19 protein-coding genes are annotated in these 24,944 nt (G+C 74.1%); 7 read left to right on the forward strand and 12 right to left on the reverse strand.

The features are described from left to right. Positions 1-4 precede the first annotated feature (4 nt). From murG to mraZ, 9 genes are all read right to left on the reverse strand, one after another. Positions 5-1,111, reverse strand: a complete 1,107-nt coding sequence (gene murG, locus ACTWO6_RS24040; RefSeq protein WP_446216057.1) for an undecaprenyldiphospho-muramoylpentapeptide beta-N-acetylglucosaminyltransferase — start codon at positions 1,109-1,111, stop codon at positions 5-7. Then, positions 1,111-2,508 (reverse strand): FtsW/RodA/SpoVE family cell cycle protein, encoded by a 1,398-nt coding sequence (locus ACTWO6_RS24045; RefSeq protein WP_446220746.1) that lies wholly within the window; start codon positions 2,506-2,508, stop codon positions 1,111-1,113. The genes murG and ACTWO6_RS24045 overlap by 1 nt, the downstream gene beginning before the upstream one ends. A 232-nt stretch (positions 2,509-2,740) precedes the next feature. Then, complete coding sequence (gene mraY, locus ACTWO6_RS24050; RefSeq protein ID WP_130338400.1) at positions 2,741-3,865, reverse strand: phospho-N-acetylmuramoyl-pentapeptide-transferase; 1,125 nt, start codon at positions 3,863-3,865, stop codon at positions 2,741-2,743. Then, the gene (locus ACTWO6_RS24055; protein ID WP_446216058.1) at positions 3,862-5,259 is read right to left on the reverse strand and encodes a UDP-N-acetylmuramoyl-tripeptide--D-alanyl-D-alanine ligase; all 1,398 of its coding nucleotides are present in this window, start codon (positions 5,257-5,259) and stop codon (positions 3,862-3,864) included. Before ACTWO6_RS24055 ends, mraY begins: the two co-directional genes overlap by 4 nt. Then, entirely contained in the window at positions 5,256-6,779 is a 1,524-nt protein-coding gene (locus ACTWO6_RS24060) for a UDP-N-acetylmuramoyl-L-alanyl-D-glutamate--2,6-diaminopimelate ligase (protein ID WP_446216059.1), read from the reverse strand. Before ACTWO6_RS24060 ends, ACTWO6_RS24055 begins: the two co-directional genes overlap by 4 nt. Positions 6,780-6,871: 92 nt before the next feature. Then, positions 6,872-9,091 carry a peptidoglycan D,D-transpeptidase FtsI family protein gene (locus ACTWO6_RS24065; RefSeq protein WP_446216060.1) on the reverse strand — a complete coding sequence of 740 codons (2,220 nt, stop codon included), beginning with the start codon at positions 9,089-9,091 and terminating at the stop codon, positions 6,872-6,874. 4 nt (positions 9,092-9,095) lie between these two features. Continuing rightward, positions 9,096-9,698 carry a hypothetical protein gene (locus tag ACTWO6_RS24070; protein ID WP_446216061.1) on the reverse strand — a complete coding sequence of 201 codons (603 nt, stop codon included), beginning with the start codon at positions 9,696-9,698 and terminating at the stop codon, positions 9,096-9,098. After that, positions 9,695-10,804 carry a 16S rRNA (cytosine(1402)-N(4))-methyltransferase RsmH gene (rsmH, locus tag ACTWO6_RS24075; protein WP_446216062.1) on the reverse strand — a complete coding sequence of 370 codons (1,110 nt, stop codon included), beginning with the start codon at positions 10,802-10,804 and terminating at the stop codon, positions 9,695-9,697. Before rsmH ends, ACTWO6_RS24070 begins: the two co-directional genes overlap by 4 nt. A gap of 208 nt (positions 10,805-11,012) precedes the next feature. After that, entirely contained in the window at positions 11,013-11,444 is a 432-nt protein-coding gene (gene mraZ, locus ACTWO6_RS24080) for a division/cell wall cluster transcriptional repressor MraZ (protein WP_089013373.1), read from the reverse strand. 355 nt (positions 11,445-11,799) lie between these two features. On the opposite strand from mraZ, the gene ACTWO6_RS24085 reads away from it, so the two are divergent. From ACTWO6_RS24085 to ACTWO6_RS24100, 4 genes are read left to right on the forward strand one after another with little or no spacing between them, the layout of a single operon-like run. Further along, entirely contained in the window at positions 11,800-13,047 is a 1,248-nt protein-coding gene (locus ACTWO6_RS24085) for a MurT ligase domain-containing protein (protein ID WP_446220747.1), read from the forward strand. Continuing rightward, the gene (locus ACTWO6_RS24090) at positions 13,037-13,759 is read left to right on the forward strand and encodes a type 1 glutamine amidotransferase (protein ID WP_446216063.1); all 723 of its coding nucleotides are present in this window, start codon (positions 13,037-13,039) and stop codon (positions 13,757-13,759) included. Before ACTWO6_RS24085 ends, ACTWO6_RS24090 begins: the two co-directional genes overlap by 11 nt. After that, entirely contained in the window at positions 13,699-14,439 is a 741-nt protein-coding gene (locus tag ACTWO6_RS24095; RefSeq protein ID WP_446220748.1) for a TVP38/TMEM64 family protein, read from the forward strand. Before ACTWO6_RS24090 ends, ACTWO6_RS24095 begins: the two co-directional genes overlap by 61 nt. After that, the gene (locus tag ACTWO6_RS24100) at positions 14,439-14,633 is read left to right on the forward strand and encodes a hypothetical protein (RefSeq protein WP_446216064.1); all 195 of its coding nucleotides are present in this window, start codon (positions 14,439-14,441) and stop codon (positions 14,631-14,633) included. Before ACTWO6_RS24095 ends, ACTWO6_RS24100 begins: the two co-directional genes overlap by 1 nt. Positions 14,634-14,794: 161 nt before the next feature. On the opposite strand, the gene leuS is transcribed toward ACTWO6_RS24100, so the two are convergent. Beyond that, positions 14,795-17,659: a leucine--tRNA ligase gene (gene leuS / locus ACTWO6_RS24105; protein ID WP_446216065.1), complete on the reverse strand. Its 2,865-nt coding sequence runs from the start codon at positions 17,657-17,659 to the stop codon at positions 14,795-14,797. Positions 17,660-18,106: 447 nt separating this feature from the next. On the opposite strand from leuS, the gene ACTWO6_RS24110 reads away from it, so the two are divergent. The 3 genes from ACTWO6_RS24110 to ACTWO6_RS24120 are packed head-to-tail and all read left to right on the forward strand — an operon-like array spanning position 18,107 to position 22,944. Continuing rightward, positions 18,107-19,159, forward strand: coding sequence for an AAA family ATPase (locus ACTWO6_RS24110; RefSeq protein WP_446216066.1), 1,053 nt, complete (start codon positions 18,107-18,109; stop codon positions 19,157-19,159). A gap of 1 nt (position 19,160) precedes the next feature. Then, the gene (locus tag ACTWO6_RS24115; protein WP_446216067.1) at positions 19,161-20,459 is read left to right on the forward strand and encodes a DUF58 domain-containing protein; all 1,299 of its coding nucleotides are present in this window, start codon (positions 19,161-19,163) and stop codon (positions 20,457-20,459) included. 16 nt (positions 20,460-20,475) lie between these two features. Further along, a complete protein-coding gene (locus ACTWO6_RS24120) occupies positions 20,476-22,944 on the forward strand; it encodes a transglutaminase TgpA family protein (protein WP_446216068.1) in 2,469 nt (822 codons plus the stop codon). Between the two features lie 223 nt (positions 22,945-23,167). On the opposite strand, the gene ACTWO6_RS24125 is transcribed toward ACTWO6_RS24120, so the two are convergent. Together ACTWO6_RS24125 and ACTWO6_RS24130 are read right to left on the reverse strand one after the other, a co-directional pair. After that, positions 23,168-23,563, reverse strand: a complete 396-nt coding sequence (locus ACTWO6_RS24125) for a DUF3040 domain-containing protein (protein ID WP_446216069.1) — start codon at positions 23,561-23,563, stop codon at positions 23,168-23,170. A 115-nt stretch (positions 23,564-23,678) separates the two neighbouring features. Then, positions 23,679-24,938, reverse strand: a complete 1,260-nt coding sequence (locus ACTWO6_RS24130; protein ID WP_446216070.1) for a DNA polymerase IV — start codon at positions 24,936-24,938, stop codon at positions 23,679-23,681. Between the last annotated feature and the right edge of the window lie 6 nt (positions 24,939-24,944).

A 24,944-nucleotide genomic window follows, 5' to 3' on the forward strand; every position in this document is an offset into this window, starting at 1 on the left:
GGCATCATCGGGCCACCGCCTCGTAGACGAAGTTCAGCAGCGCGGCATCGCCGTCGCGGCGCCCGTACGCGCCTGCGGCGGCGCCCATCGCGGCCAGCCGCTGCGGGTCCCGGATCAGCGGGATGACCGTCCGCTCCAGCCAGTCCGGGGTCAGCTCGGCGTCGTCGACGAGCAGCCCGCCCCCGGCCTCCACCACGGGCAGTGCGTTGCGCTTCTGCTCCTGGTTGCTGTGCGGGTACGGCACGTAGATGGCGGGCAGCCCGATCGCGGCCACCTCGGCGCAGGTCATCGCCCCGCCCCGGGCCAGCATCAGGTCGGCGGCCGCGTAGCCCAGCTCCATCTCGGACAGGTAGGGCAGGGTCACGTACGGCACCGGCAGGTCGGTGGGGACCGAGACCGGCTCGTTGCGGGCGCCGATGACGTGCAGCACCTGCACGCCGTTGCGAGCCAGCTCCTTGGCCGCCCCGGAGACCGCCAGGTTGATCGAGCGGGCGCCCTGCGAGCCGCCGGCTACGAAGAGCACCGGCAGGTCGGGGCGGAGTCCGAAGTGGGCGCGTGCGGCGTTCCGCATGGCCGCCCGGTCCAGCCCGGCGATCCCCCGCCGCAGCGGCACGCCGACCACCCGGGCGTCGCGCAGCGACTCGGCCTGCACCGGCTGGTGCGGGAAGCCCACCGCGATGTTCTTGGTGAACTTCATCCCGAGCCGGTTCGCCACGCCCGGCGGCACGTTCACCTCGTGGATGACGATCGGCAGCTCGCGCCGCCAGGCGGCGAGGTAGCCGGGGACGGAGACGTACCCGCCGAAACCGACCACGGCGTCGGCCTGCACCTCGTCGATCACCTTGCCCGCCGCGCGGGCCGCCTTCCACATCCGGTCGGGGGTGCGGACCAGGCTCATGTTCACCGAGCGGGGCAGCTGGTAGGCCGGGATCTGCCGCAGGTCATAGCCGGCCGGCGGGATCAGCTCGTTCTCCAGGCCCTTCGGAGTGCCGAGGCAGGTGATCCGGACGCCCGGGTCGTGTCGGCGCAGGCAGTCGGCGAACGCGAGCAACGGGTAGATGTGCCCACCCGTGCCTCCTCCGCAGAGCACCACCGAACGCAGCGGACCCATCAGCGCCTCCTCTCGCTCGCCGTGCCGGCGCGCGTCCGGCTCGGCCGGGCGCCGCGGGTCGCGGCCTGGTCGTCCTCCCGCCGCGCCCGGGACCGGGGTACGGACCCACGGTCGCCCGGTGGCGACGCCGGGCGGCGTCGCCGGCCGGGAAGCGGCGGCAACGGGGCCCAGACTAGTCGGACCCACCGGGCCGGCGGACGGGCATGCAGGGCTCGGGCCGCGTCCGGCTCCGCGCGGGCGAACGAGGCGAGCATCCCGATCGCCGCCAGGGTGACCACCAGGGCGCTGCCGCCGTCGGAGATGAACGGCAGCGGCACGCCGGTCAGCGGCAGCAGGCCGGTGACCCCACCGATGTTGATCACCGCCTGGCCGACCAGCCAGGCGGTGACGCCGGCGGCGGCGAGCCGGCGGAACGGGTCCTCCACCCGCCGGGCGATCCGCAGCCCGGTGTACGCCAGCACGGCGAAGAGCACCAGCACCACGGTGCAGCCGACCACGCCCAGCTCCTCCGCGATGATCGCGAAGATGAAGTCGTTGTGCGCCTCGGGCAGCCAGTCCCACTTGAAGCTGCTCTTGCCGAGCCCGACCCCGAACCAGCCGCCGTGCTCGATCGCGTTGCGCGCCTGCATGATCTGGTAGCAGTCGTCCCGGGAGCAGTTGGCCGGGTCGAGGAACGAGGTGAGCCGGGCCAGCCGGTAGTTGTCGGCGTCCCGGGAGCCGGAGCCGGCGCCCAGGGACGCGGCGGCGACCAGCAGGCCGACGCCGGCCAGGCCGACCGCGGAGAGCGCAGCGAAGACCTGCAGCCGAACGCCGGCCGCCCAGAGCAGCCCGACGACCAGGGCCAGCAGGCAGAGCATGCTGCCGAGGTCGTTGTAGCCGACCAGCACGAAGAGCAGGCCGACCACCGGGAAGAGCGGGGCGGCCAGCTCCTTCCACCAGCCCAGCGCGGCCCCCTTGCGGACCAGCACGTGCGCGCCCCACAGCGCCAGCGCGAACTTGGCCAGCTCGGCGGGCTGGACCTGGATCGGCCCGAGGTAGAGCCAGAGCAGCTCGGCGTGCAGCGGGCCGACCGATTTGACCCGGAACAGCGACTCCAGCGCGACCAGCACATTGAGGATGAGCAGCAACGCCACGGCCACGCCGAGCGCGGGCCGGCCCAGCGCCCGGAAGGTGCGGGCGGGCAGCCGCTGGCAGGCCCAGAACGCCACGATGCCGATCACCGCGAAGATCGTCTGCTTGACCAGGGAGGCGGTGGCGTCGCCGTCCTCGGCGTAGTCCTTCACGCTGGTCGCCGAGAAGACCATGGTCAGGCCGATCAGCAGCAGCAGCCCGGCGCTGGAGAGCAGCAGGTAGTAGGAGGCCAGCGGGCGGGCCAGCAGGCCGCGCAGCGCGGCCAGCCCACCGGCCGCGTCCAGCCCGAACAGCGCGCCCGGCGGCTCCGCCGGCCGCGCCGCCGCGGGCGGTCGGCGGGTCTGCGTCTCGGTCGTGCCCTCGGTGTCTCGTTCCTCCCCCACCCGCCCATCATCGCGGCTGCGCCGGCCCGCTCGTGGCCCAACCGGCCGGTCGGCGTGTCGAAACGCGAAAGGAGGGGCCACCAGGGCCCCTCCTTCGCATCGTCGGTGTGCCGGCTCAGGTGACCGCGGCGAGGAACTCGCTGTAGAACAGGCCCAGCGCGATGGCCACGCCGATCCCGGCGATGATCCAGAACCGGACCACGATGTTGACCTCGCTCCAGCCGGCGAGCTCGAAGTGGTGCTGCAACGGCGACATCCGGAACACCCGCTTGCCGGTGGTCCGGAAGGAGATGATCTGGATCACCACGGACATCGTGATGATCACGAAGAGCCCGCCGATGATCGGCAGCAGCAGGATGGTCCGGGTGGACATCGCCATGCCGGCGATCAGGCCGCCCAGGCCGAGCGCCCCGGTGTCGCCCATGAAGATCCGGGCCGGCGAGGTGTTCCACCACAGGAAGCCGACACAGGCGCCGGCCGCTGCCCCGGCGATCAGCGCGATCTCCAGCGGGTCCCGGACCGTGTAGCAGTACGCCTCGGTGTAGTTCGGGTCCGCGCACCAGTGCCGATACTGCCAGAAGGCGATCAGCGCATATGCGGCGAGCACCATCACCGAGGCGCCGGTGGCCAGGCCGTCCAGGCCGTCGGTGAGGTTGACGCCGTTGGTCGCCGCCATCACCACCAGGATGATCACGATGATCGAGGCGACCTTGCCGATCTCCAGCGCCGGGATGTCCCGGATGAAGCTGAGCGTGGTGCTGCCGACCGTCTCGGCGTTCGTCCGGGTGCCGGTGGCGTCGTACATCCTGCTCGGGAAGTAGAGCGCCACGACGCCGAAGATCGCCCCGACCAGGATCTGGCCGGCCAGCTTGCCGCGCTTGTTCAGGCCGCCGCTGTGCCGCTTGCGGACCTTCAGGAAGTCGTCGATGAAGCCGACCGCGCCGGAGAAGACCATCAGGCCGAGCAGGACCAGCGCGGTCATGGTCGGCTCCACCTGGGCGATCTGCGCGTCCGGCAGGGTGGTCAGCGCGAGGTGACCGGCGACGTACGCGATCACCGTGGCCAGGATGAAGACCACGCCGCCCATCGTCGGCGTGCCCTTCTTGCCCTGGTGCATGGCCGGGCCCTCGGCCCGGATCGGCTGGCCGGCCTTCAGCCGGGTGAACACCTTGATCGCGATGGGGGTGCAGAGCAGCGAGATCAGGAAGGCGACCCCGATGGCGACGATGACCGCCCTCATGAGGTGACCCCCTCCCCGGTGGCCTCGCGCAGCGCGTCGGCCACCTCCCAGGTGCGGTACCGCGAGCCCTTCACCAGGACCACGTCCCCCGGACGTAGCTCGCCCCGCAGCACCTCGACGGCCGCCGCCTGATCGGTGAGCAGCACCGACTCTCCTCCCCAGTCACTTACCGCTGTCGCGCCTTCCTGGATCGGCGCCGCCGGCTCGCCCACCACGAGCAACCGGTCGACGCCCAGCTCGGCCGCGAGCCGGCCGACCTGCTCATGCCCCTCCCGCTCGAACGTCCCCAGCTCGGCCATGTAGCCGAGCACCGCGACGGTACGCCCCTGCCCGCGCAGGCCCGCCAGCGCCCGCAGCGCGACCGCCATCGAGGCCGGGTTGGCGTTGTACGAGTCGTCGATCACGGTGACCCCGTCGGAGCGCTCGAAGACGTCCATCCGCCGGGTCGAGACCAGCCCCAGCTCGCCCAGGGCGACGGCCAGCTCGACCAGGGGCATCCCCAGCTCGCGGGCCACCGCCGCGGCGGCGAGCGAGTTGGAGACCTGGTGCCGCCCGGTCAGCCCGAGCCGCACCGGCGCGCTGCCCTCCGGGGTCACCAGGGTGTACGACGGCCGCCCCCGCCCGTCCAGCGTCACCTCCACCGCCCGCACGTCGGCGTTCGCCGACTCGCCGTACCGGACCACCCGGGCCCGGGTCCGGGTGGCCATCGCGTCGACCAGCGGGTCGTCGGCGTTGAGCACGGCCAGCCCGTCGGCGGGCAACGCCTCGACCAGCTCCCCCTTGGCCAGGGCGATGGTCTCCACCGAGCCGAACTCGCCGATGTGCGCCACCCCGACGTTGAGCACCACGGAGATCCGCGGCGGCACCACGTCGCAGAGGTAGCGGACGTGCCCCACCCCGCGGGCGCCCTTCTCCATCACCAGGTAGCGGGTCTCCGGGCCGGCCTGCAGCGCCGTGTACGGGTGGCCCAGCTCGTTGTTGAACGAGCCGGGCGGCGCGACGGTCGGGCCGAGCCGCGCGGTGAGCTGGGCGATCAGGTCCTTGGTGGTGGTCTTGCCGGAGGAGCCGGTCAGCCCGATCACGGTGAGCCCGGGCAGCCGGTCGACCACCGTGCGGGCCAGCCGCCCCATCGCCGCGAGCGCGTCGTCGACCAGCACCATCGGCACGCCGGGGACCTCCCGGGTGCCGAGCACCGCCACCGCGCCGGCCGAGACCGCGCCGGCGGCGTAGTCGTGCCCGTCCACCTTCTCCCCGGGGAACGCCACGAAGAGCCCGCCGGGGGCGACCTTGCGGGAGTCGAACTCGACCGACCCGGTCACCCGGGCCGCCGGGTCGGCGGCGAGCAGCCGCCCGTCGACGGCCGAGGCGACCTCGGCCAGGGTCAGCGGGATCACCGTCGACCCGCCAGGTCTCCGAAGCGGGCGCGCAACGCCTCGGCCAGCTCGACCCGGTCGTCGAACGGGAGCACCTCGCCGGCGATCTCCTGGCCACGCTCCTGCCCCTTGCCCAGCAGCGCCACCACGTCGCCCGGTTCGGCCAGCCGGACCGCCTCGGCGATGGCGGCCCGCCGGCCGGGCGCCTCGATGATCCGGGCGGCGGCGTTCGCCGCGTACGCCCCGGCGAGCACCTCGGCCCGGATCGCGGCCGGGTCCTCGGTGCGCGGGTTGTCGTCGGTCACCAGCACCACGTCGGCTCCCTCCGCCGCGGCGGCGCCCATCACCGGCCGCTTGCCCCGGTCCCGGTCGCCACCCGCGCCGATCACGCAGATCAACCGCCCGCTGCTCAGCTCGCGCAACGCGACCAGGACCGCCTCGATCGCGTTCGCCTTGTGCGCGTAGTCCACCACCCCGCGCACCGGCGCGTCGCCGCTGACCAGCTCCAGCCGCCCCGGCACCCCGCCGCAGGCGGAGACCCCCGCGACCGCGGTGCCCGGGTCCACCCCGGCGGCGACCAGGGTGGCGACGGCCAGCAGCGCGTTCGCCACGTTGTGCCGGCCCGGCAACGCCACCGCGGCGGGCAGGGCCAGCCCGTCCGGGCCGTGCACGGTGAAGCGCTGGGCGTACCCCTCGCCGTCGATCCCGTCGGCCCACCAGGTGGCGGTCGGGTCGCCGGCCGCCGAGTAGCTGATCGTGGCCGGCTTGAACAGCGGCCGCAGCGCCGGGTCGTCGTGGTTGAGCACCTCGACCTCGCAGCGCCCGTCGAAGAGCTTCGCCTTGGCCGCGAAGTAGTCCGCCGAGTCGGCGTGGAAGTCCAGGTGGTCGGAGCCGAAGTTGGTGTAGCCGCCGACGGTGAAGCGGACCCCGCCGACCCGACCCATGGCCAGGGCGTGGCTGGAGACCTCCATGACCACCGCGCTCACCCCGCGCTCCCGGGCGACGGCGAGCATGGCGTGCAGGTCCGTCGCCTCCGGGGTGGTCCGGACGCTGTCGATCACCAGGTCGCCCAGCCGGGTCTCCACGGTGCCGATCAGGCCGGTGGTGTGGCCGGCGGCGCGCAGCCCCGACTCGATCAGGTAGCTGGTGGAGGTCTTACCGGCGGTGCCGGTCACCCCGATCACGGTCAGCCCCGCGGTCGGGTCGCCGTAGACGGCGGCGGCGACGTCGCCGAGGACCGCCCGGGGGTCGTCGACCACCAGCGTCGGCAGGCCCGCCGCGGCGGCCAGCTCGGCCCCGGCCGGGTCGGTCAGCAGGGCCACCGCGCCCGCCTCGGCCGCTCCCGCGGCGAACTCCGCGCCGTGCCGGCGGGCGCCGGGCAGCGCCGCGTACAGGTCTCCGGGGCGGACCTCCTGGCTGGCGTGGGTCACCCCGGTCACGGCCACCTCGGCGGCGCCCTCGGGCGGCGCGACGGCGAGCCGTCCGGCGAGGTCGCCGAGCCGGACGGGATTCACGGTACGGGGACGTGGATTGCCGGGCACGGCGTCAGACCCTACCCGGTCGTCCGGGTTCCGACCGCACAGCCGCCCCGGTGGTTCGTCGCCACTCACCGATGATGTCCCGTCCGCCCCGCTCAGCGCGGAAAGACCTCGAACTTGGGGGACCTGCTGGTCGCCGACGGGGGCACCCGGTAGTGCCGCAGGGTGTAGCCCATCATCTCCCGGAAGGCCGGCGCGGCGACCGCGCCGCCCTCGCCGCCGGGACTCCAGACGAAGACCGCCACCACGTACCGGGGATGCTCGGCCGGGGCCATGCCGATGAACGAGCCGACCTCGCCGGGCTGCAGCTTGCCCTCGGCGTACCGCAACCCGGTACCGGTCTTGCCGGCCACCCGGTAGCCGGGGACGGCGGCGGCCAGGCCGGTGGCCCGCCCATCGGGCCCGTCGACCGTGGTGACCGCCTCCAGCATGGTGCGCAGCGCGGCGGCGTTCTGCGGGCTGAGCACCGAGCGGGTGATCGGGACGGGGCCGGGGGTCTTCTTGCCGTCCGGTCCGATCACCTCCTTGATCAGGTGCGGCTGGACGTACGTCCCGTTGTTGGCGATGGCGGCGTACGCGGCGGCCATCTGCAGCGGGGTGGCGTCCACGCTGTGCCCGATCGGCACCGACCCGTCCGACGAGCCGCTCCACTGGTCGGCGGGGAGCAGCCGCCCGGACGCCTCCCCCGGCATGCCCTCGCCGGTGGGCTGGCCGAGCCCGAACCGCTTCTGGTAGTCGATGAGCCGGTCCCGACCCAGCTTGTCGGCGATCTCGATGGTCCCGACGTTGGACGAGAAGGCCAGCATGCCGGGGATGCTCATCTTCTGCCCGTTGGCCGGGTGGGTGTCCCGGAAGGTGGTGTCGCCCTTGGTGATCGTGTTGGCGACCGGGAACGTGGTGTCCGGGGTGATCACGCCCTCCTGGAGGGCGGCGCCGTAGGTGATCGCCTTGTGGATCGAGCCCGGGTCGACGACGAAGCTGGTCGCCGCGTCCTCCCGGTCCGTCCAGTTGCTGCCCTCCGGGTCCGCCGCGTCGTAGGTGGGGTTGCTGGCCTGGGCCAGCACCTCGCCGGTGCGCACGTCGATGATCACGGCGGCGCCGACGCTGCCCCTGGTCTGGGCCATCTGGGCGGTGAGGATCCGCTGGGTCTGGAACTGGAGGTCCCGGTCGATGGTCAGCTCCAGCGAGCTGCCCGGCTTGGGCTGGGTGGTCTGGCTGTAGCCGCCCGGGATCGGCGCGGCCAGGTCGCCCTGCCCGACCTCGTAGGTCTTCTTGCCGGCCTGCCCCTGGAGCAGGTCGTCGTACTTCGCCTCCAGCCCCTCCAGGCCGACCATGTCCTGGCTGACGAAGCCGATCAGGTTGGCGCCCAGGTCGCCGCCGGGCACCTCGCGCCGCTCGTCCCGGTGCACGCCGATGCCGGCCAGGTCCAGCGCCATGATCTGCTTCGCCTTGCCGATCTCGACCCCGCGGGCCAGGTACTCGAACTGCGACGGGTTGCCTGTCGGGAGCTTGCGGGGCTTCATCTTCGCGGCCAGGTCCGAGGCGGACACGCCGAGCAGCGGGGAGAGCAGCCGGGCGGTGGCGAACCGGTCCTTGACCCGGGTCGGGTCGGCGAAGACGTACCGCGCCTCGACGCTGTGCGCCAGCGGGGCGCCGGTCCGGTCCAGGATCGCGCCGCGCGGGGCGGGCAGGTCGACCACGGCGAGCCGGTCGGTGACGCCGCCGTCGGCGTACGCCGGGGTGTCCACGGTCTGCAGGAAGACCAGCCGGATGCCGATCGCGGCGAAGAGCGTCAGGGTGAGCAGCGTGCCGAGCCGCAGCCGGCGGCGCGGGTCGGCGAGCTTCGGCGGGCGGCGCGGCTTGCGCGACGGCCGCCGGGCGGCGGGCCGGTCCGGCCGGCGCGGGCCCGGCCGGCGGCGCGGCGCCGGCGCCTCGTCGTCGTCGAACGGCTCCCGCGTCGGACGCGGCGAGACGGTCCGCACCACGCCGGCCCGGCCGCCCGCGGCGGTCTCCCGCCGGCCGGTGCGGCCGGCGCCGGCGCGACCGCCGTCGAGCACCTGCAACGCGGGACGGAACGGGTCGCCGGAGCGGCTGCTGCGCGGGGTACGCCGCTGCTCCGCGCCCCCGGTGGGCGCGGAGCGGGCGGCCCCGCCGCCCTCGCGGATGGTGCGCCCCCGGGGCGTGTACGCCCGGGCGTCGGAGATCCCGCCGACGCCGGGCTCGCCCGAGCGCGGGTCGGCGCCCCGACCGCCCCGGGACGAGCCGCGCCGGGAGCCCGTGGGGTCCCGGCGCGGTTCCTCCGATCTCGGGGGCACCTGACTACCCCCCGTTGCCCTGCTGGCTGGTGATGGCCGGCGCGCCCTCCGCCGGGTGCGGAACACCGATCGTCTTCCCGTCCGGCAGCCGGATGTACGCGGGCTCGCCGGACTCGACCAGGCCGAGCTTGCGGGCGTTGGCGGTCAGGTTGCCCGGCGCCTTCTGCTCGGCGATCTCCTTCTCCAGCTGCTGCTGGTCGACGTCGAGCTTGGCCTGCTGCTGCTGGAGCTTCTCCAGCCTGAAGGCGTTCTCGTTGATCTTCGTGTTGACCAGCAGGATGCCGAGCACCCCGCCGACCACCAGCACCAGGATCAGCCCCACGAACGGGGCCCGCGGCACGGAGACCGGCGGCGGCGGGGCGACCCGCAGCCGCGGCGACCCCGCCGCGGTGGCCTTCGTCCGCTCGGCCGGCCGCAGCGCGGCGCTGCCCTGGGTGGGGAACTCGCGCGCCCCCCGGGCGCGGTTCTCCTCCCGGCGGTCGAGCCGGTCGGCCTCCGCCGTCGCGGTCGCCCCTCGCGTGGTGCGCTGCGCCGCGGTCCGGCCCCCCGACCGCGGTGCGCGCTGCCTGATGCCGGTGTCCCGGCCGTCGCGCTTGTTGACGTTCATGTCCCCTCCCCCTCTTCGTCCGTCCCACTGCCGTCCCCGGGGGTCGACCGGGAATCCGTCGCGGATCCCGGTGACCCCGTCCCCGGTTGGTGCATCGCCTTGACCCGGCGGCGGTACCGTTCGCGGTCGGTACGCCCCTGCTGGGCCGCCTCCGGGTCGAGCCGCTCCGCGGCCCGCAGCCGCACCGAGGCGGCCCGCGGGTTCGCGGCCACCTCCGCCTCCCCGGCGAGCTCGGCACCCCGGCTGAGCAGCCGGAACGTCGGGCCCGACCCGGGCAGTTCGACCGGGAGGTCGACCGGGCCCTTGCTGCGGACCCGGTCGGCGAGCGCCTGCTTGGTGAGCCGGTCCTCCAGCGAGTGGTAGGACAGGACCACCATGCGGCCGCCCACGGTGAGCTTGTCGAGAGCGGCCGGCAGCGCCGTCTCCAGCGCTGCCAGCTCCTTGTTTACCTCGATCCGTAAAGCCTGAAACGTTCTCTTTGCCGGGTGTCCACCGGTTCGTCGGGCTGGTGCCGGAATGCTCTCCCTGACCAGCTCGGCCAGCCGCGCCGACGAGGTGATCCGGGCCCGCTCCCGCTCCCGGATGATCGCCGAGGCGATCCGCCCGGCGAACTTCTCCTCGCCGTACACCCGCAGCACCCGGGCCAGCTCCGGGTGGCCGTACGTGTTGACCACCTCCTCGGCGGTCACCCCCCGGGTCTGGTCCATCCGCATGTCCAGCGGCGCGTCCTGCGCGTACGCGAACCCGCGGTCGGGCGCGTCCAGTTGCAGGGACGAGACGCCGAGGTCGAACAGGATCCCGTCGATCGCCGGGTAGCCGAGCCGGTCGAGCACCTCGGGCAGCTCGTCGTAGACGGCGTGCTCGAGGTGGATCCGGTCGGCGAACCGGGCCAGCCGGACCCGCGAGTGGGCGAGGGCCTCGGTGTCCCGGTCCAGGCCGATCAGCACCGTGTTCGGGTGCGCCTCCAGGACCGCCTCGGCGTGCCCGGCGAGCCCGAGCGTCGCGTCGACGTGGACGGTGCGTCCGTTCCGACCCAGCGCGGGGGCCAGCAACTCGAGACACCGCTCGAGCAGCACCGGCACGTGCGTGCCACGTAGCTCCCCCATGTCGACCCCCACTGGTTGAAACCCGCTTCCGTCCTGTCGCGTCCTGTCGTCGCCACGACGCCTCGCCATACCGCCAGATCCCCATCCGCTCCCCGCCCGCCGGAGGCCGCGGCCCCCCGATACGGATCGTGCGCCTGGCACCGGGGAAGGGGTGCCAGGAACTCGAAAGCGGCTGGAGATCTCGCAGTACGCCGGGCGTCGCCACGCCCTACAGACCGCCGGGCAGCACCCCCTCCTCGATGTCGGCGAAGTCGTCTTCGCTCTCCGCGAGGTAGGCCTCCCAGGCCGCCCTGTCCCAGATCTCCACCCGGGTGCTCGCGCCGATCACGACCAGATCGCGGTCGAGGGCGGCGTACGAGCGCAGGTGCCCCGGGATGGTCACCCGGCCCTGCTTGTCCGGGACCTCGTCGTGCGCGCTGGCGAAGAAGACCCGGCTGTAGGCCCGGGCCGCCTTGTGCGTCATCGGCTGCGCGCGCAACTGCTCCGCGATCCGCTGGAACTCGGGCATCGGGAAGACGTAGAGACAGCGCTCCTGCCCTTTGGTGATCACGACACCCCCCGCCAGCTCATCCCGGAACTTCGCCGGAAGGATCAACCGGCCCTTGTCGTCCAGGCGCGGAGTGTGGGTGCCGAGGAACATCGGCCCAACCCCCTCGCCCTGAGCGGCGTTCGCGGCGCCGCTGACCCCCCGGGCCGGTGCGGCCCTCCCGGCCTCACCATTGCGCCCCACTCTACTCCACTTCCCTCCACCCGCAACCAGAAACGCCCGCGTGGCGCGGCGTTTCCGAGCGCAAAAGAGCACGTCAGAAGGGGTGGAGCGGAGTGGAGGGCCGGAGCCGCCCCCGAGCGGCGTCCGCTACCCGACATTGATCGACCCCATCCGGCCGAACGCCGGCCGGCCGTCCGCCGCGCCACCCCGGCCGAACGGATCGCCGTCGGCGGCGATCTGGCGGGTCCACGGGTCCGGTAACCTCGCTCGGGTGACGGACGCGAAGATGCCCCTGCGGGCAAAGGTGGCCAGCTCTGTGTCGCGGACCGCCGCGGCGCTGTCGCGGGCCGCCGGCCGGGGCGACGGCTCGGTGATCGGCGGCTGGATCGGCCTCAAGATCGACCCGGACCTGCTCGTACACCTGGCGGCGGGGCGCGCGATCGCCCTGGTCTCCGGCACCAACGGCAAGACCACCACCACCCGGCTCACCACCGCGGCCGTCGGCGTGCTCGGCCGGGTCGCCACCAACTCCTTCGGCGCCAACATGCCCACCGGCCACACCTCGGCCCTGGCGAAGGCCGGCAGCACCCCGTACGCCGTGCTGGAGGTCGACGAGCACTACCTCGCCCAGGTGCTGGAGGCCACCGAGCCGCACGTCGTGGCGCTGCTCAACCTCTCCCGCGACCAGCTCGACCGGGCCAAGGAGGTCGCCATGATGGCGCAGCTCTGGCGCGCTGCGCTGGTCCAGCACCCCGACGTGCGGGTGGTCGCCAACGCCGACGACCCGATGGTGGTCTGGGCCGCCACCCCGCCGGCCGACCCGGCCCGCGGCCACATCCCGCCGCACGTCAGCTGGTTCAGCGCCGGCCAGCGCTGGCACGACGACTCGTGGGTGTGCCCCGAGTGCGGCTCCACCATCCAGCGCTCAGGTGAGCAGTGGTGGTGCACCGGCTGCCCGCTGCGCCGCCCCGAGCCGCAGTGGACCGTCGAGGACGACGGCGTGCTCGACCCGACCGGCGCCTGGCACAAGGTGCAGCTCCAGCTCCCCGGCAAGGTCAACCTGGGCAACGCGGCGACCGCCCTCGCCGTCGCCGCCGAGTTCGGCGTCCGCCCGGTGGACGCGGTCTCCCGGCTCGGCACGGTCGCCTCGGTCGCCGGCCGCTACGCCCAGGTGGACCGGGACGGGCGCAACATCCGGCTGCTGCTGGCCAAGAACCCGGCCAGCTGGCTGGAGGCGTTCGACATGGCCGACGAGGCGCCCACCCTGCTCTCCATCAACGCCCGCGACCCCGACGGGCTGGACACCTCCTGGCTCTTCGACGTCGACTTCGCCCCGCTGCGCGGCCGGCAGGTCCTGATCACCGGCGACCGGGCGTACGACCTGGCCGTCCGGCTGGACGTCAACGGCGTGCCGTTCCAGCACGTCCGGACCTTCGACGACGCGATCCGGGCGGTGCCACCGGGCCGCCTTGAGGTCATCGCCAACTACACCGCCTTCCAGGACATCCGAGCGGAGCTGGACCGTGTCAACTGAGAGCCTCCGCATCGTCTGGATCTACCCCGACCTGCTCTCCACCTACGGCGACCGGGGCAACATGCTGATCCTGGCCCGCCGGGCCCAGCTGCGCGGCATGCCGGTCGAGGTGCTGGAGGTCCGCTCCGACCAGCGGCTGCCCGCCACCGCCGACATCTACCTGATCGGCGGCGGCGAGGACGGCCCGCAGGCGCTCGGCGCCCAGCGGCTGCTCGCCGACGGTGGCCTGCACCGCGCGGTGGCCCAGGGCTCGGTGGTCTTCGGCGTCTGCGCCGGCTACCAGCTCCTCGGCACCTCGTTCTTCGCCAAGGGCACCAAGTGCGCCGGGCTGGAGCTGCTCGACCTCTCCTCCGACCGCGGCCCCACCCGGGCCGTCGGCGAGCTGGCCGGCGAGGTCGACCCGCGGCTGGGCGTCCCCGCGCTGACCGGTTTCGAGAACCACGGCGGACGCACCCACCTCGGACCGGGCGTGTCGCCGCTGGCCCGGGTCACCGCCGGGGTCGGCAACGACGGCGGCACCGAGGGCGCGTGGCGGGGCAAGCTGCTCGGCACGTACTCGCACGGGCCCGCCCTGGCCCGCAACCCGGCCCTGGCCGACCTGCTGCTGCGCTGGGCCACCGGCATCCACCAGCTCCCCGCGCTCGACGACACCTGGTCCGAGCGGCTCCGCTCGGAACGCCGCGCCGCGGTGGCGGCCGCCGCCCGGGCGTGATCCTCGCCGTCCGGCGGCTGCTCCGACAGCCGTCGGCGCGCCGCTTCGCCCTGCTCCTGGCGCTGCTCGCCGGCTTCGCCGTCCTGCTGCTCCTGGTGCCCCGGCCGGACCCGGCCCAACTCCCCCGGCTGGCCGACTCCGTCGACGGGTACGCCCCGGTCGCCGCGATCATCGGCGGGGCGCTGCTGCTGGTGGCACTGGTCCCGCGGACCTTCGTCACGCTCGCCGCCGGGGCGATCTTCGGTCCCCTGGAGGGCGCCGCGTACGCCCTCGGCGCGGCGCTGCTGGCGGCGGCGCTCGGCTTCACCGTCGGCCGCCTGCTCGGCCGGGACTTCGTCGCCGAACGGGTGCGCGGCCGGCTGGCCCGGCTCGACGGCTGGTTCGCCCGGCAGAGCGTGTTCGGCGTCGTCACCGTCCGGCTGCTGCCGATCGCCAGCTTCGGGCTGGTCAGCTACGGCTACGGCACGACCGGCGCCCGGGTGCTGCCGTTCCTGGCCGGCAGCGTGATCGCCTCCGCTCCGACCGCCTTCGGCTACGCCGCCATCGGCGCGGCGGTCGGCTCGCCGGGCCACGTCAACTGGTACGCCGCCGCGCCGGCCAGCCTCGGCCTGATCGCCAGCGTGGTGCTGATCCACCGCTGGTGGCGCGCCGAACGGCAGCGCCGGGCGGTCCCGGGCTGATGCCCGCCGAGGTGGTCCGGGTCGGCGACACCGTCCGCCGCACGCCCCCGGCGAACGCCGGCTTCGTCGCCGCGCTGCTGCGGCACCCGGACCGGGCCGGCGTCGGCCTGGCGCCCCGGTGCGACGCGGTTCGGCACTCGCAGGAGTGGCTGCGCGTCCACCGGGCCACGGTCGAGGCCGGCGTCCTGGCCTGACGGCCTTGTCCCCCGACCGTCCGGGGTTCCTGGGTGGTCTTCGCGGTCTGGCCCGTCGTGGCCGCGCTGGTCGCGGTGACCGCCGCCCACCACCGCGAGCCCTGACCCGGACACGCCGGAGGCGCGCCCCGAGCTGGGGCGCGCCTCCGGGCCGGCGAGCGTCAGGCGACGACCGAGACCATCCGGCCCGTCACCACGATGACCTTGCGGGGCTCCTTGCCGGCCAGCTGACCGGCGACCGCCTCCAGCGCGGCGGCCCGCACCGACTCCTCGTCGGCGTCGGCGGGAACCTCGATCCGGCCGCGGACCTTGCCGTTGATCTGCACCGGGTAGGTCACCGTCTCGGCGACCAGCACCGCCGGGTCGGCGGTCGGGAAGTCCGCGTACGCCAGCGAGCTGTCGTGGCCCAGCCGCCGCCACAGCTCCTCGGCGACGTGCGGGGCGAACGGCGCCAGCATCAGCACCAGCGGCTCGGCCACCTCCCGCGGCGTGGCGGACAGCCGGGTCAGCGCGTTGGTCAGCTCGATCAGCTTGGCGATCGCGGTGTTGAACCGGATCCCCTCCATGTCGCCGCGGACCCCGTCGACCACCTGGTGCAGCAGCCGCCGGGTGGCCTCGTCCGCCGGCACGTCGGTGACCCGCGGGTCACCGGTCTGCTCGTCGACGATCGCCCGCCAGACCCGCTGCAGGAACCGGTACGACCCGACGACCGCCCGGGTGTCCCAGGGGCGGGACACCTCCAGCGGGCCCATCGACATCTCGTACACCCGGAAGGTGTCCGCGCCGTACGCCGCGCACATCTCGTCCGGGGTGACGACGTTCTTCAGCGACTTGCCCATCTTGCCGTACTCGCGACGCACCTCGGCCTCGCCGTGGAAGAAGCGGCCGTCGACCTCGACGACCTCCTCCGCCGGCACCACGGCCTCGCGGGAGTCCCGGAACGCGTACGCCTGGATCATGCCCTGGTTGAACAGCTTGCGGAACGGCTCGAACGACGAGACGTGCCCCAGGTCGAACAGCACCTTGTGCCAGAACCGGGCGTACAGCAGGTGCAGCACGGCGTGCTCGGCGCCGCCGACGTACAGGTCGGTGCCCCCGCAGTCGCCCGCCCCGCGCGGCCCCATCCAGTACGCCTCGTTCGCCGGGTCGACGAACCGCTCGGAGTTCGTCGGGTCCAGGTAGCGCAGCTCGTACCAGCAGGAGCCGGCCCACTGCGGCATCACGTTTGTCTCCCGGGTGTAGCGCTTCGGCCCGTCACCCAGGTCCAGCTCCACCTCCACCCAGTCGCGCCGCCGCGACAGCGGGGTCTCCGGGTTGCTGCCGGCGTCCTCCGGGTCGAACGTCTTCGGCGAGAAGTCGTCCACCTCGGGCAGCTCGACCGGCAGCATCGACTCGGGCAGCGCGATGGCGGCGCCGGTCTCGTCGTACACGATCGGGAACGGCTCACCCCAGTAGCGCTGCCGGGAGAACAGCCAGTCGCGCAGCCGGTAGGTCACCGCGCCGGCGCCGTGCCCGTTCGCCTCCAGCCAGGCGATGATCGTCGCCTTGGCGTCGGCGACCCCCAGGCCGTTCAGGTCCAGGCCGCGGTCGGGCGCGGCGCTGTTGATCGCCGGCCCGTCCCCGGTGTACGCCTTGCCGTCGAAGCCGCCGGCCGGCTGCACGGTACGCACGATCGGCAGGTCGAAGACCTCGGCGAACGCCCAGTCCCGCTCGTCCTGCGCCGGCACCGCCATGATCGCGCCGGTGCCGTAGCCCGCCAGCACGTAGTCGGCGATGAAGATCGGGATCGGGCTGCCGGTGACCGGGTTGGTCGCGTACGCGCCGACGAAGACGCCGGTCTTCTCCCGGGTGTCGGCCTGCCGCTCCACCTCCGTCTTGGCCGCGGCGGCCTTCCGGTACGCCTCGACGGCCGCCCGCGGGCTGGCGTGCCCGCCGGTCCAGGCGTCCTTCGTCCCCTCCGGCCAGCTCGCCGGCACCAGCAGGTCGACCAGCTCGTGCTCGGGGGCCAGCACCATGTAGGTGGCGCCGAAGATGGTGTCCGGCCGGGTGGTGAATACTCCGATGCGGGCTTCGCCCGCAAAACCGGAACCAGTGGGCGCGACCGGGAAGTCGATGTGCGCCCCTTGGGACCGGCCGATCCAGTTGCGCTGCTGCAGCTTGATCGGTTCCGGCCAGTCCAGGGTGTCCAGGTCGTCCAGCAGCCGGTCGCCGTACGCGGTGATCCGCATCATCCACTGCTTCAGGTTGCGCTTGAAGACCGGGAAGTTGCCCCGCTCGGAGCGGCCGTCGGCGGTGACCTCCTCGTTGGCCAGCACGGTGCCCAGCCCCGGGCACCAGTTCACCGGCGCCTCGGAGACGTACGCCAGCCGGTGGTCGTCGACGATCGCCCGCCGCTCGGCCACGGTCAGCTCGGACCAGGGGCGGCCGTCCGGGGTCGGCCGGGTGCCCCCCTCGAACTCGGCGATCAGCTCGGCGACCGGCCGGGCCTTCTTCGCGTCCGGGTCGTACCAGGAGTTGAAGATCTGCAGGAAGATCCACTGGGTCCAGCGGTAGAAGTCGGTGTCGATGGTGGCCACCGTGCGGCGCTCGTCGTGGGCCAGGCCCAGCCGGCGCAGCTGCTCCTTGTACCGCTCGATGTTCGCCACCGTGGTGGTCCGCGGGTGGGTGCCGGTCTGCACCGCGTACTGCTCGGCGGGCAGGCCGAACGCGTCGAAGCCCATCGCGTGCAGCACGTTCCGCCCGGCCATCCGCTGGTAGCGGGCGAAGCAGTCGGTGCCGATGTAGCCGAGCGGGTGACCGACGTGCAGGCCGGCGCCGGAGGGATAGGGGAACATGTCCAGCACGTACAGCTTCTCCGCGCCCGCCCGCGGATGGTCCGGGTCGGCCAGCGGCCCGGTCGGGTTCGGCGCGTGGAAGGTGCCCTCCCGCGCCCAGGTCTCCTGCCAGCGGTGCTCGATGTCGCCGGCCAGGGTCGCGGTGTACCGGAACGGGGGGATGTCGGTCGCCGGTGCGGCTGCCTCGCTCATGGCGTCTCCTCGGCGCTTCAGGTCGGATGTGGGGAGCTCTGCTCAGGGCACAAAAAAGCCCCTCGCGCAGGAGGGGCCGCCGTGCTGTCGCGCGTCAGCGCATCAGCACGGCCCGGTAAGAAGCAGGAAGACTCCGGCCATGCCCGGGAGTGTACCCGCCCCGCGGCCGTCCACGCCGACCACTACCGCTGGTCGGGACGCGCGCCGGGCTGGACCGGCCCCCGGACGGCCCGGCGACGACGGCCCGTGACCGCCCGATTCCCCCGACCTGACGAATATTCCGGGCGTAACCGACCGACCGGCTGCGGGGGTCGGCGACAGCGGTAAACATGGTTAGCCTGAGAACCAGTGAGATTTTTGCGGCAGACGAGGCTCGCACGTCGCGAACCCAACGGCGGGTCCAGGTGCTCTATACAGAGCTGCCGTCCGGCGACGAGGAGGAGGCCCGTGACACAACAGACCTGGGACGAGGTGGGCGGTCTGCTGCCGCACGACGAGTTCCGCGCTGCCAGCGAAGCCATCGTGACCAACATCGAGCAGGTGATCGAGGGCAAGACGGCGACCGTCCGGCTCGCCCTGGCCGTGCTGCTCGCCGAGGGTCACCTGCTCATCGAGGACGTCCCCGGCGTCGGCAAGACCAAGCTGGCCAAGGCTCTCGCCCGCTCGATCGACTGCTCGGTGCGCCGGATCCAGTTCACCCCCGACCTGCTGCCCAGCGACGTCACCGGGGTCAGCGTCTACAACCAGGAGAACCACGACTTCGAGTTCCGCCCCGGCGCGGTCTTCGCCAACCTGGTGGTCGGCGACGAGATCAACCGGGCCTCGCCGAAGACCCAGTCCGCCCTGCTGGAGTGCATGGAGGAGCGGCAGGTCACGGTCGACGGGGTCACCTACCAGCTGCAGACCCCGTTCATGGTGATCGCGACGCAGAACCCGATCGAGATGGAGGGGACGTACCCGCTGCCGGAGGCGCAGCGCGACCGGTTCACCGCTCGGATCGCGATGGGCTACCCGGACGTCGGCGCCGAGCTGGCCATGCTGGACGGTCACGGGGCCACCGACCCGCTGAACGAGCTGCGCCCGGTCTCCGACGCGGCCACCGTCCGCCAGCTCATCGCCACCGTCCGGCAGGTGCACGTCGCCGACGCCGTCAAGCAGTACGCGATCGACCTGGTCACCGCCACCCGCGAGGCCCCGGACCTGCGCCTCGGCGCCTCCCCCCGGGCCACCCTCCAGCTGCTGCGCACGGCCCGCGCGGTGGCCGCCCTGGAGGGGCGCGACTACGTCCTCCCCGACGACCTGCAGGCGCTCGCGGTGCCGGTGCTGGCGCACCGCATCATCCCGACCGCCGACGCGCAGCTGGCCCGCCGCACCACCGACGCGATCGTCGCCGAGCTGGTGCACCGGCTGCCGTTGCCGCACGACCGCAAGCGCTCCCCGTACGACACCCGGCCCGCCACCGGCAACGGCCGCGGTCCGTTCGAGCCGCGGAGGCCGTGAGGTGCGCGACGGCCTGCGCGGACTCACCACCCGGGGCCGCTCCTTCCTGGCGGCCGCGGTGGCCGCCGCGGTCTCCGCCGGCATCCTCGGCGAGAAGGACCTGCTGCGGGTGGCCATCCTGCTCGCCGTCCTGCCGCTGCTCGCGGCGGCCTACGTCGGGCGCAGCCGCTACAAGCTCGCCTGCAACCGGTCCCTGGAGCCGCACCGGGCGCCGGTCGGGGCCAGCTCCCGGGTGGTGCTGCGGCTGCAGAACCTGTCCCGGCTGCCCACCGGCACCCTGCTGCTGGAGGACCGGCTGCCGTACGCCCTGGGCAGTCGACCCCGGGTGGTGCTGGAGCGGCTCGGCGCGCACCAGGCCAGTTCGGTGGCGTACACGGTCCGCGCCGACGTGCGTGGCCGGTACGAGGTGGGCCCGCTGGTGGTCCGGCTCACCGACCCGTTCGGGTTGTGCGAGCTGACCCGCGCCTTCCCCAGCACCGACCACCTCACCGTCATCCCGCAGGTCACCCCGCTCCCCTCGGTCCGCCTCCCCGGCGAGTACGCCGGCAGCGGCGACAGCCGGGCCCGCTCGGTGGCGGTGCACGGCGAGGACGACGCGGCCACCCGGGAGTACCGGATGGGCGACGACCTGCGCCGGGTGCACTGGAAGTCGACCGCCCGCACCGGCGAGCTGATGGTGCGTCGCGAGGAGCAGCCCTGGGAGAGCCGGGCGACGGTCGTGCTGGACACCCGCGCCTTCGGCCACCGGGGCGACGGCCCGACGGCGAGCTTCGAGTGGGCGGTGTCCGCCGCGGCCAGCATCGCGGTGCACCTGCGTCAGGCCGGCTACAAGCTGCGCCTGGTCACCGGCTCCGACACCGACGTGGACGCGACCGAGGGAACCGGCGAGGGGGTGCTCCTCGACCACCTCGCCGAGGTCCGGCTGGACAAGCGGGCCGAGATCGCCACGCTGGTGCACCGGGTCCGGCAGCGGGCCGACGGCGGGCTGATCATCGGCCTGTTCGGCTCGCTGAGCACGGCCGAGGCGGAACTGCTCGGCGGGCTGCGGGGCAACGGCGCCACCTGCGTCGGCTTCGTGCTGGACAGCTCCACCTGGCTCAACCTCCCGCCGAAGGCCCGCGCCGAGGCGGAGCACGCGCACGGCGCCGCGGCGCTCGCCCTGCTGCAGAGCGGGTGGCGGGTGATCGGCGTGGACCACGGCGGCCGGCTGCCGGTGCTGTGGCCGCAGGCGGCCCGCGGCTCGCAGGGCTTCGCGCTGCGCGCGGCGCTCGCCGAGACGGTCGCCGGGGGCGTGCGATGACCGGAAGGACGACCTCGTGACCGCGACCCGGAACCTCGGCTTCGTCGCCGCCGCGGCGACCCTGCTGGCCGCGGCGCCGCTGTCGGCCATCTTCGAGCGCTGGACGTGGCTGATCCAGGCGGCCATCGTGGTGGCGGTGGTGGCCGGGGCGGCCGCGCTGAGCCGGCTGGTCCGGGCCCCGCTCTGGGGCCAGGTGCTGGCCATGCTCGCCGGCCTGCTGCTCGGCCTGACCTGGATCTTCCCGGGCGGCACCGAGGTGCTCGCGTTCCTGCCCACCCCGAGCACCTTCGGCCACTTCGGCGAGCTGCTCGGCGCGTCGGTGCAGGACATGCGGTCGTACGGCGTGCAGGTGCCCGACGTCGACTCGCTGCTGTTCCTCGCGGTGCTCGGCATCGGCGGGGTCGCGATCGTGGTCGACGTGCTGACCGTGGGGCTGCGCCGGCCGGCGCTGGCCGGCCTGCCGATGCTGGCGATCTACTCGGTGCCGGTGGCGGTCTACGTGGACAGCGTCCCCGCGACCCCGTTCGTGGTGGGCGCCTGCGGGTACCTCTGGCTCCTGGTCACCGACAACGTCGACCGGGTGCGCCGGTTCGGCCGCCGGTTCACCGGCGAGGGCCGGGACGTCGACGTGTGGGAGGCGTCGCCGCTGGCCGCCGCCGGTCGCCGGCTCGCCGTGGTCGGCGTCGCGCTGGCCGTGGCGCTGCCGCTGGTCGTGCCGGGGATGACCGGTGGCCTGATGGACGCGGTCGGCTCCGGGACGGGCAACGGCACCGGGCGGCCGGGGCAGGGCGGCAGCCCGGGCCGGATCGACCTCTTCGCCGCGCTGAGCGGCCAGCTCAACCAGTCCGACGTGACCGACCTGGTCAAGGTCACCACCACCGAGGCGTCCCCGTTCTACCTGCGCTTCGGGGTGGCCGACGAGCTGCGCCCGGACGGCTTCCGGGTGCGGGTCCCGACCGGCCAGCCGGCCAACCGGCGCCTGCCCGACCCGACCGAGCGGGCCGGCCGGGGCGTCGAGCAGCAGCACTACCGGGCGACCGTCGAGGTGACCAAGAACCTCAACATGCCCCTGCTGCCGGTGTACGCGGAGCCGGTGAAGACGGACGACCTCAGCGGCAGCTGGCTCTACGACCCGAACCTGCAGATCCTCTTCTCCAACCGGGAGAACTCCCGGAGCAAGCGCTACTCGTTCGACTACGTCCGCTCGACGTACAACCCCTCGGCGCTGCGCGCGGCGCCGTCGCTCTCCGCCGACGACCCGGTGCTGCGCCAGCAGACCGTGGCCCCGGTGGTACGGGAGGTCGACAAGCTGGTCGACCAGCTCGTCAAGGGCAGGCAGAACGACTACGACAAGGTGCGGGCCATCTACGACTACTTCTCGGTCGAGAACGGCTTCACCTACTCGCTCGCCACCAAGGGCGGCACGAGCGGCGACGACATCACCGACTTCCTCGCCACCAAGGTCGGCTTCTGCCAGCAGTACGCCGCCGCGCTGGCGTGGCTGGTCCGCCGGGCCGGCATCCCGGCCCGGGTGGCGTTCGGCTTCGCCAACGGCAGCAACTCCGGCGGCGGCGCGTACGTGCTGACCAACCGGAACCTGCACGCCTGGACGGAGGTCTTCTTCGGCGGCATCGGCTGGGTGCCGTTCGACGCCACCCCGGCGGCGAGCATCCAGGGCTCGATCCGGTCGCCCTGGGCCCCGGACACCGACGCTCCGGAGGAGACCAACCCGACGACGGGCAGCACGTCCGCCCCGGGCGCGGCCGACCCCTCGGCCGGTCCGAACGGGCCGGACCGCACCGACAAGGAGACCGACGGGGGCCTCGCCCTGGACGGTGGCGGCCCGACCCGGCAGGCCCCGGTCTGGCCGTGGTGGACGGCCGGCGCGCTCGCCCTGCTGGCGCTGCTCGCCGCGCCGGCGCTGCTGCGCAGGGCGCTGCGCCGGCGCCGGCGCGCCCGGGCGCACGGGCCGACGGCCACCGTGCTGGACGCCGGCCCCGGCAGCCCGGGTGGGGCCCGCGAGGTGATGGTCGGTGCGGACGCCGACCGGGCCCGCGCGGACGCCCACGCCGCCTGGGACGAACTGCTGGACACGCTGGTGGACTTCCGGGTGCCGGTCGACCGGACGGAGACGCCCCGGGCGACCGCCGACCGGCTGGTCCGGGACACGCTCACCGGGGACGCCTCGGCGGCCACCGCGGCCCGGCTGCTCGGCCGCGCCGAGGAGCGGGCCCGGTACGCGCGCGATCCGCTCACCGGCGAGGCGCTGCACCCGGCGCTGCGCAGCGTCCGCGGGGCGCTCGCCGCGCAGGCCGACCGACGTACCCGCCTGCTGGCGGCCGTGCTGCCGCCGTCGGTGCTGCTGCGCTGGCGGCGGGCCATCTCGGACGCCTCCACCCGGCTGGTCGCCGCGGCCGGCCAGGTGCGGCACCTCGTGGTGCGGTGGAGTCCGCGTCGCCTGCTGGCCGGCCGCCTGGCCCGCTGACCGGGTCCCGTCCGCCGGCGCTCCCCCGCCGGCGGACGGGACACCGCCCAGCCGCCGGGGTTCAAGGGGCGCCGGGTGCAGGATCGCCGGGAAGGCGGTTCGCCCGGCTCGTGGGGGGCGCAGCAGGGCGCAGAAGGGCGACCACGCTCGCCGGACGAATCCGACGACACGCCGTCGCGTCACCCCGCCTCAGCGGTGCGACGTGGTCAGCAGCGTGACGCGGTCAGCGGTGCCCCTCCGGGCGCTGCCGCCACCGGTCCTCCATCCGGTCGAGGAACGACCCCCGCCGACCCGTACGACCACGGGGGCGACGGCGGCTCGTCGTGCCGCCGACCACGTGGAGGTCCGGCGACTGGGACCGGCGGTGCGACTGCACCGCGTAGCCCAGCGCCGCCAGCATGATGACGAAACCCGCCACCGACAGCAGCGGGGTCGTGATCACGACGCCGTAGACCAACAGGGCCAAACCAGCGATGACCACGCCGGCAGCGACGAGCACGCGACGCCGCGCGTGGAAACGCGGGTCGCTGGCGCGCACGGCCGAGGCGAATTTGGGGTCCTCGGCAAGCGACCGCTCGATCTGCTCGAACAGCCGCTGCTCGTGCTCCGAGAGCGGCACGGCACTCCTCCCCGGTCACGTTGGTCGGCCCGCTCGGGCCGACAGACCGTGGCAGCCAACCGGCTGCTTACCCGCAAGTCTACGAGGGGGCTCGCGCGTCGGAAAGCGGGACGACCTATGGCCGGGTCGGATTTTCGTCTCGACCCGGATGACGCTTGCCGAGAAGACTGGCCGGACCTATGACGGACCGCCCGAATCGGGCAGCCGCGGCGTCGGCCGCCGCCTCCGCCTCCCGCCAGCCGCGCTCCGGCGCCCCCAGGGTGAGCTGGCGCGGCGTCTCACCGGCAGCGGCCAGCCCCTCCACCCGTACGCCGACCAGGCGGATCGGCTCCCCCGGGTCGAGGGCGGTCCACAGCGCCCAGGCGGTGTCGAACAGCTCCCGGGCGGTGTCGGTCGACACGCCCAGGGTGCGGGACCGGTTGACCGTGCGGAAGTCGGCCAGCCGGACCTTCAGCGACACCGTCCGCCCCACCTGCCCGGCGCCGCGCAGCCGGGCGCCGACCTTCTCGGCGAGGGCGAGCAGCGACCGGCGGATCTCCGTCGGGTCGACGACGTCGACGTCGAAGGTCACCTCCGCGCCGATCGACTTCTCCACGTGCTCCGGACTGACCCGGCGCGGGTCCCGCCCCCAGGCCAGCTCGTGCAGGTGGGTGGCGGAGGCCTCGCCGACCGCCCGGCGGAGCAGGCCGATGGGCGCCTCGGCGAGGTCGCCGACGGTGCTCAGGCCGAGGCGGCGCAGCGCCTCGGCGGACCGCTCCCCCACCCCCCACAGCGCCGACACCGGCAGCGGGTGCAGGAAGTCGAGCACCTGGGCCGCCGGCACCACGAGCAGGCCGTCCGGCTTGGCCCGGGTGGAGCCGAGTTTGGCCACGAACTTGCTCGGCGCCACCCCGACCGAGCAGCTCAGCCGCTGCTCCTCGGCGACCCGACGGCGGATCAGCCGGGCGATCTCCACCGGCGAGCCGAAGAGCCGCCGGGCGCCGGCCACCTCGAGGAAGGCCTCGTCCAGGGAGAGCGGCTCGACCAGCGGGGTGACGTCCCGGAAGATCCGCATCACCGCCCGGGAGGCCGCCGTGTACTGCGTGAATTCGGGCGGCAGGTAGACGGCGTGCGGGCAGAGCGCCCGGGCCCGAGCGGTGGGCATGGCGCTGCGGACGCCGTACCGGCGGGCCTCGTAGCTGGCGGAACTGACCACGCCGCGCGGCCCGATGCCGCCGACCACGACGGGCCGGCCGCGCAGCTCGGGGCGGCGGCGCACCTCGACCGAGGCGAAGAACGCGTCCATGTCCACGTGCAGGATCGAGCAGCCGGTGTCGTCGGCGTCCGGCCCGAAGCGCGGATCGTCGCCCCGGGGCAACGACTGGCTGCGGCCCATCCCCGC

It is taken from the genome of Micromonospora sp. IBHARD004 (genome assembly GCF_052814115.1).

Bases quoted from the DNA above. Each gene is read 5' to 3' on its own strand.
- murG (WP_446216057.1), bottom strand. From the start codon at position 1,111: ATGGGTCCGCTGCGTTCGGTGGTGCTCTGCGGAGGAGGCACGGGTGGG.
- mraY (WP_130338400.1), bottom strand. From the start codon at position 3,865: ATGAGGGCGGTCATCGTCGCCATCGGGGTCGCCTTCCTGATCTCGCTG.
- ACTWO6_RS24070 (WP_446216061.1), bottom strand. From the start codon at position 9,698: ATGAACGTCAACAAGCGCGACGGCCGGGACACCGGCATCAGGCAGCGC.
- rsmH (WP_446216062.1), bottom strand. From the start codon at position 10,804: ATGGGGGAGCTACGTGGCACGCACGTGCCGGTGCTGCTCGAGCGGTGT.
- mraZ (WP_089013373.1), bottom strand. From the start codon at position 11,444: ATGTTCCTCGGCACCCACACTCCGCGCCTGGACGACAAGGGCCGGTTG.
- ACTWO6_RS24085 (WP_446220747.1), top strand. From the start codon at position 11,800: ATGCCCCTGCGGGCAAAGGTGGCCAGCTCTGTGTCGCGGACCGCCGCG.
- ACTWO6_RS24100 (WP_446216064.1), top strand. From the start codon at position 14,439: ATGCCCGCCGAGGTGGTCCGGGTCGGCGACACCGTCCGCCGCACGCCC.
- leuS (WP_446216065.1), bottom strand. From the start codon at position 17,659: ATGAGCGAGGCAGCCGCACCGGCGACCGACATCCCCCCGTTCCGGTAC.
- ACTWO6_RS24130 (WP_446216070.1), bottom strand. From the start codon at position 24,938: ATGGGCCGCAGCCAGTCGTTGCCCCGGGGCGACGATCCGCGCTTCGGG.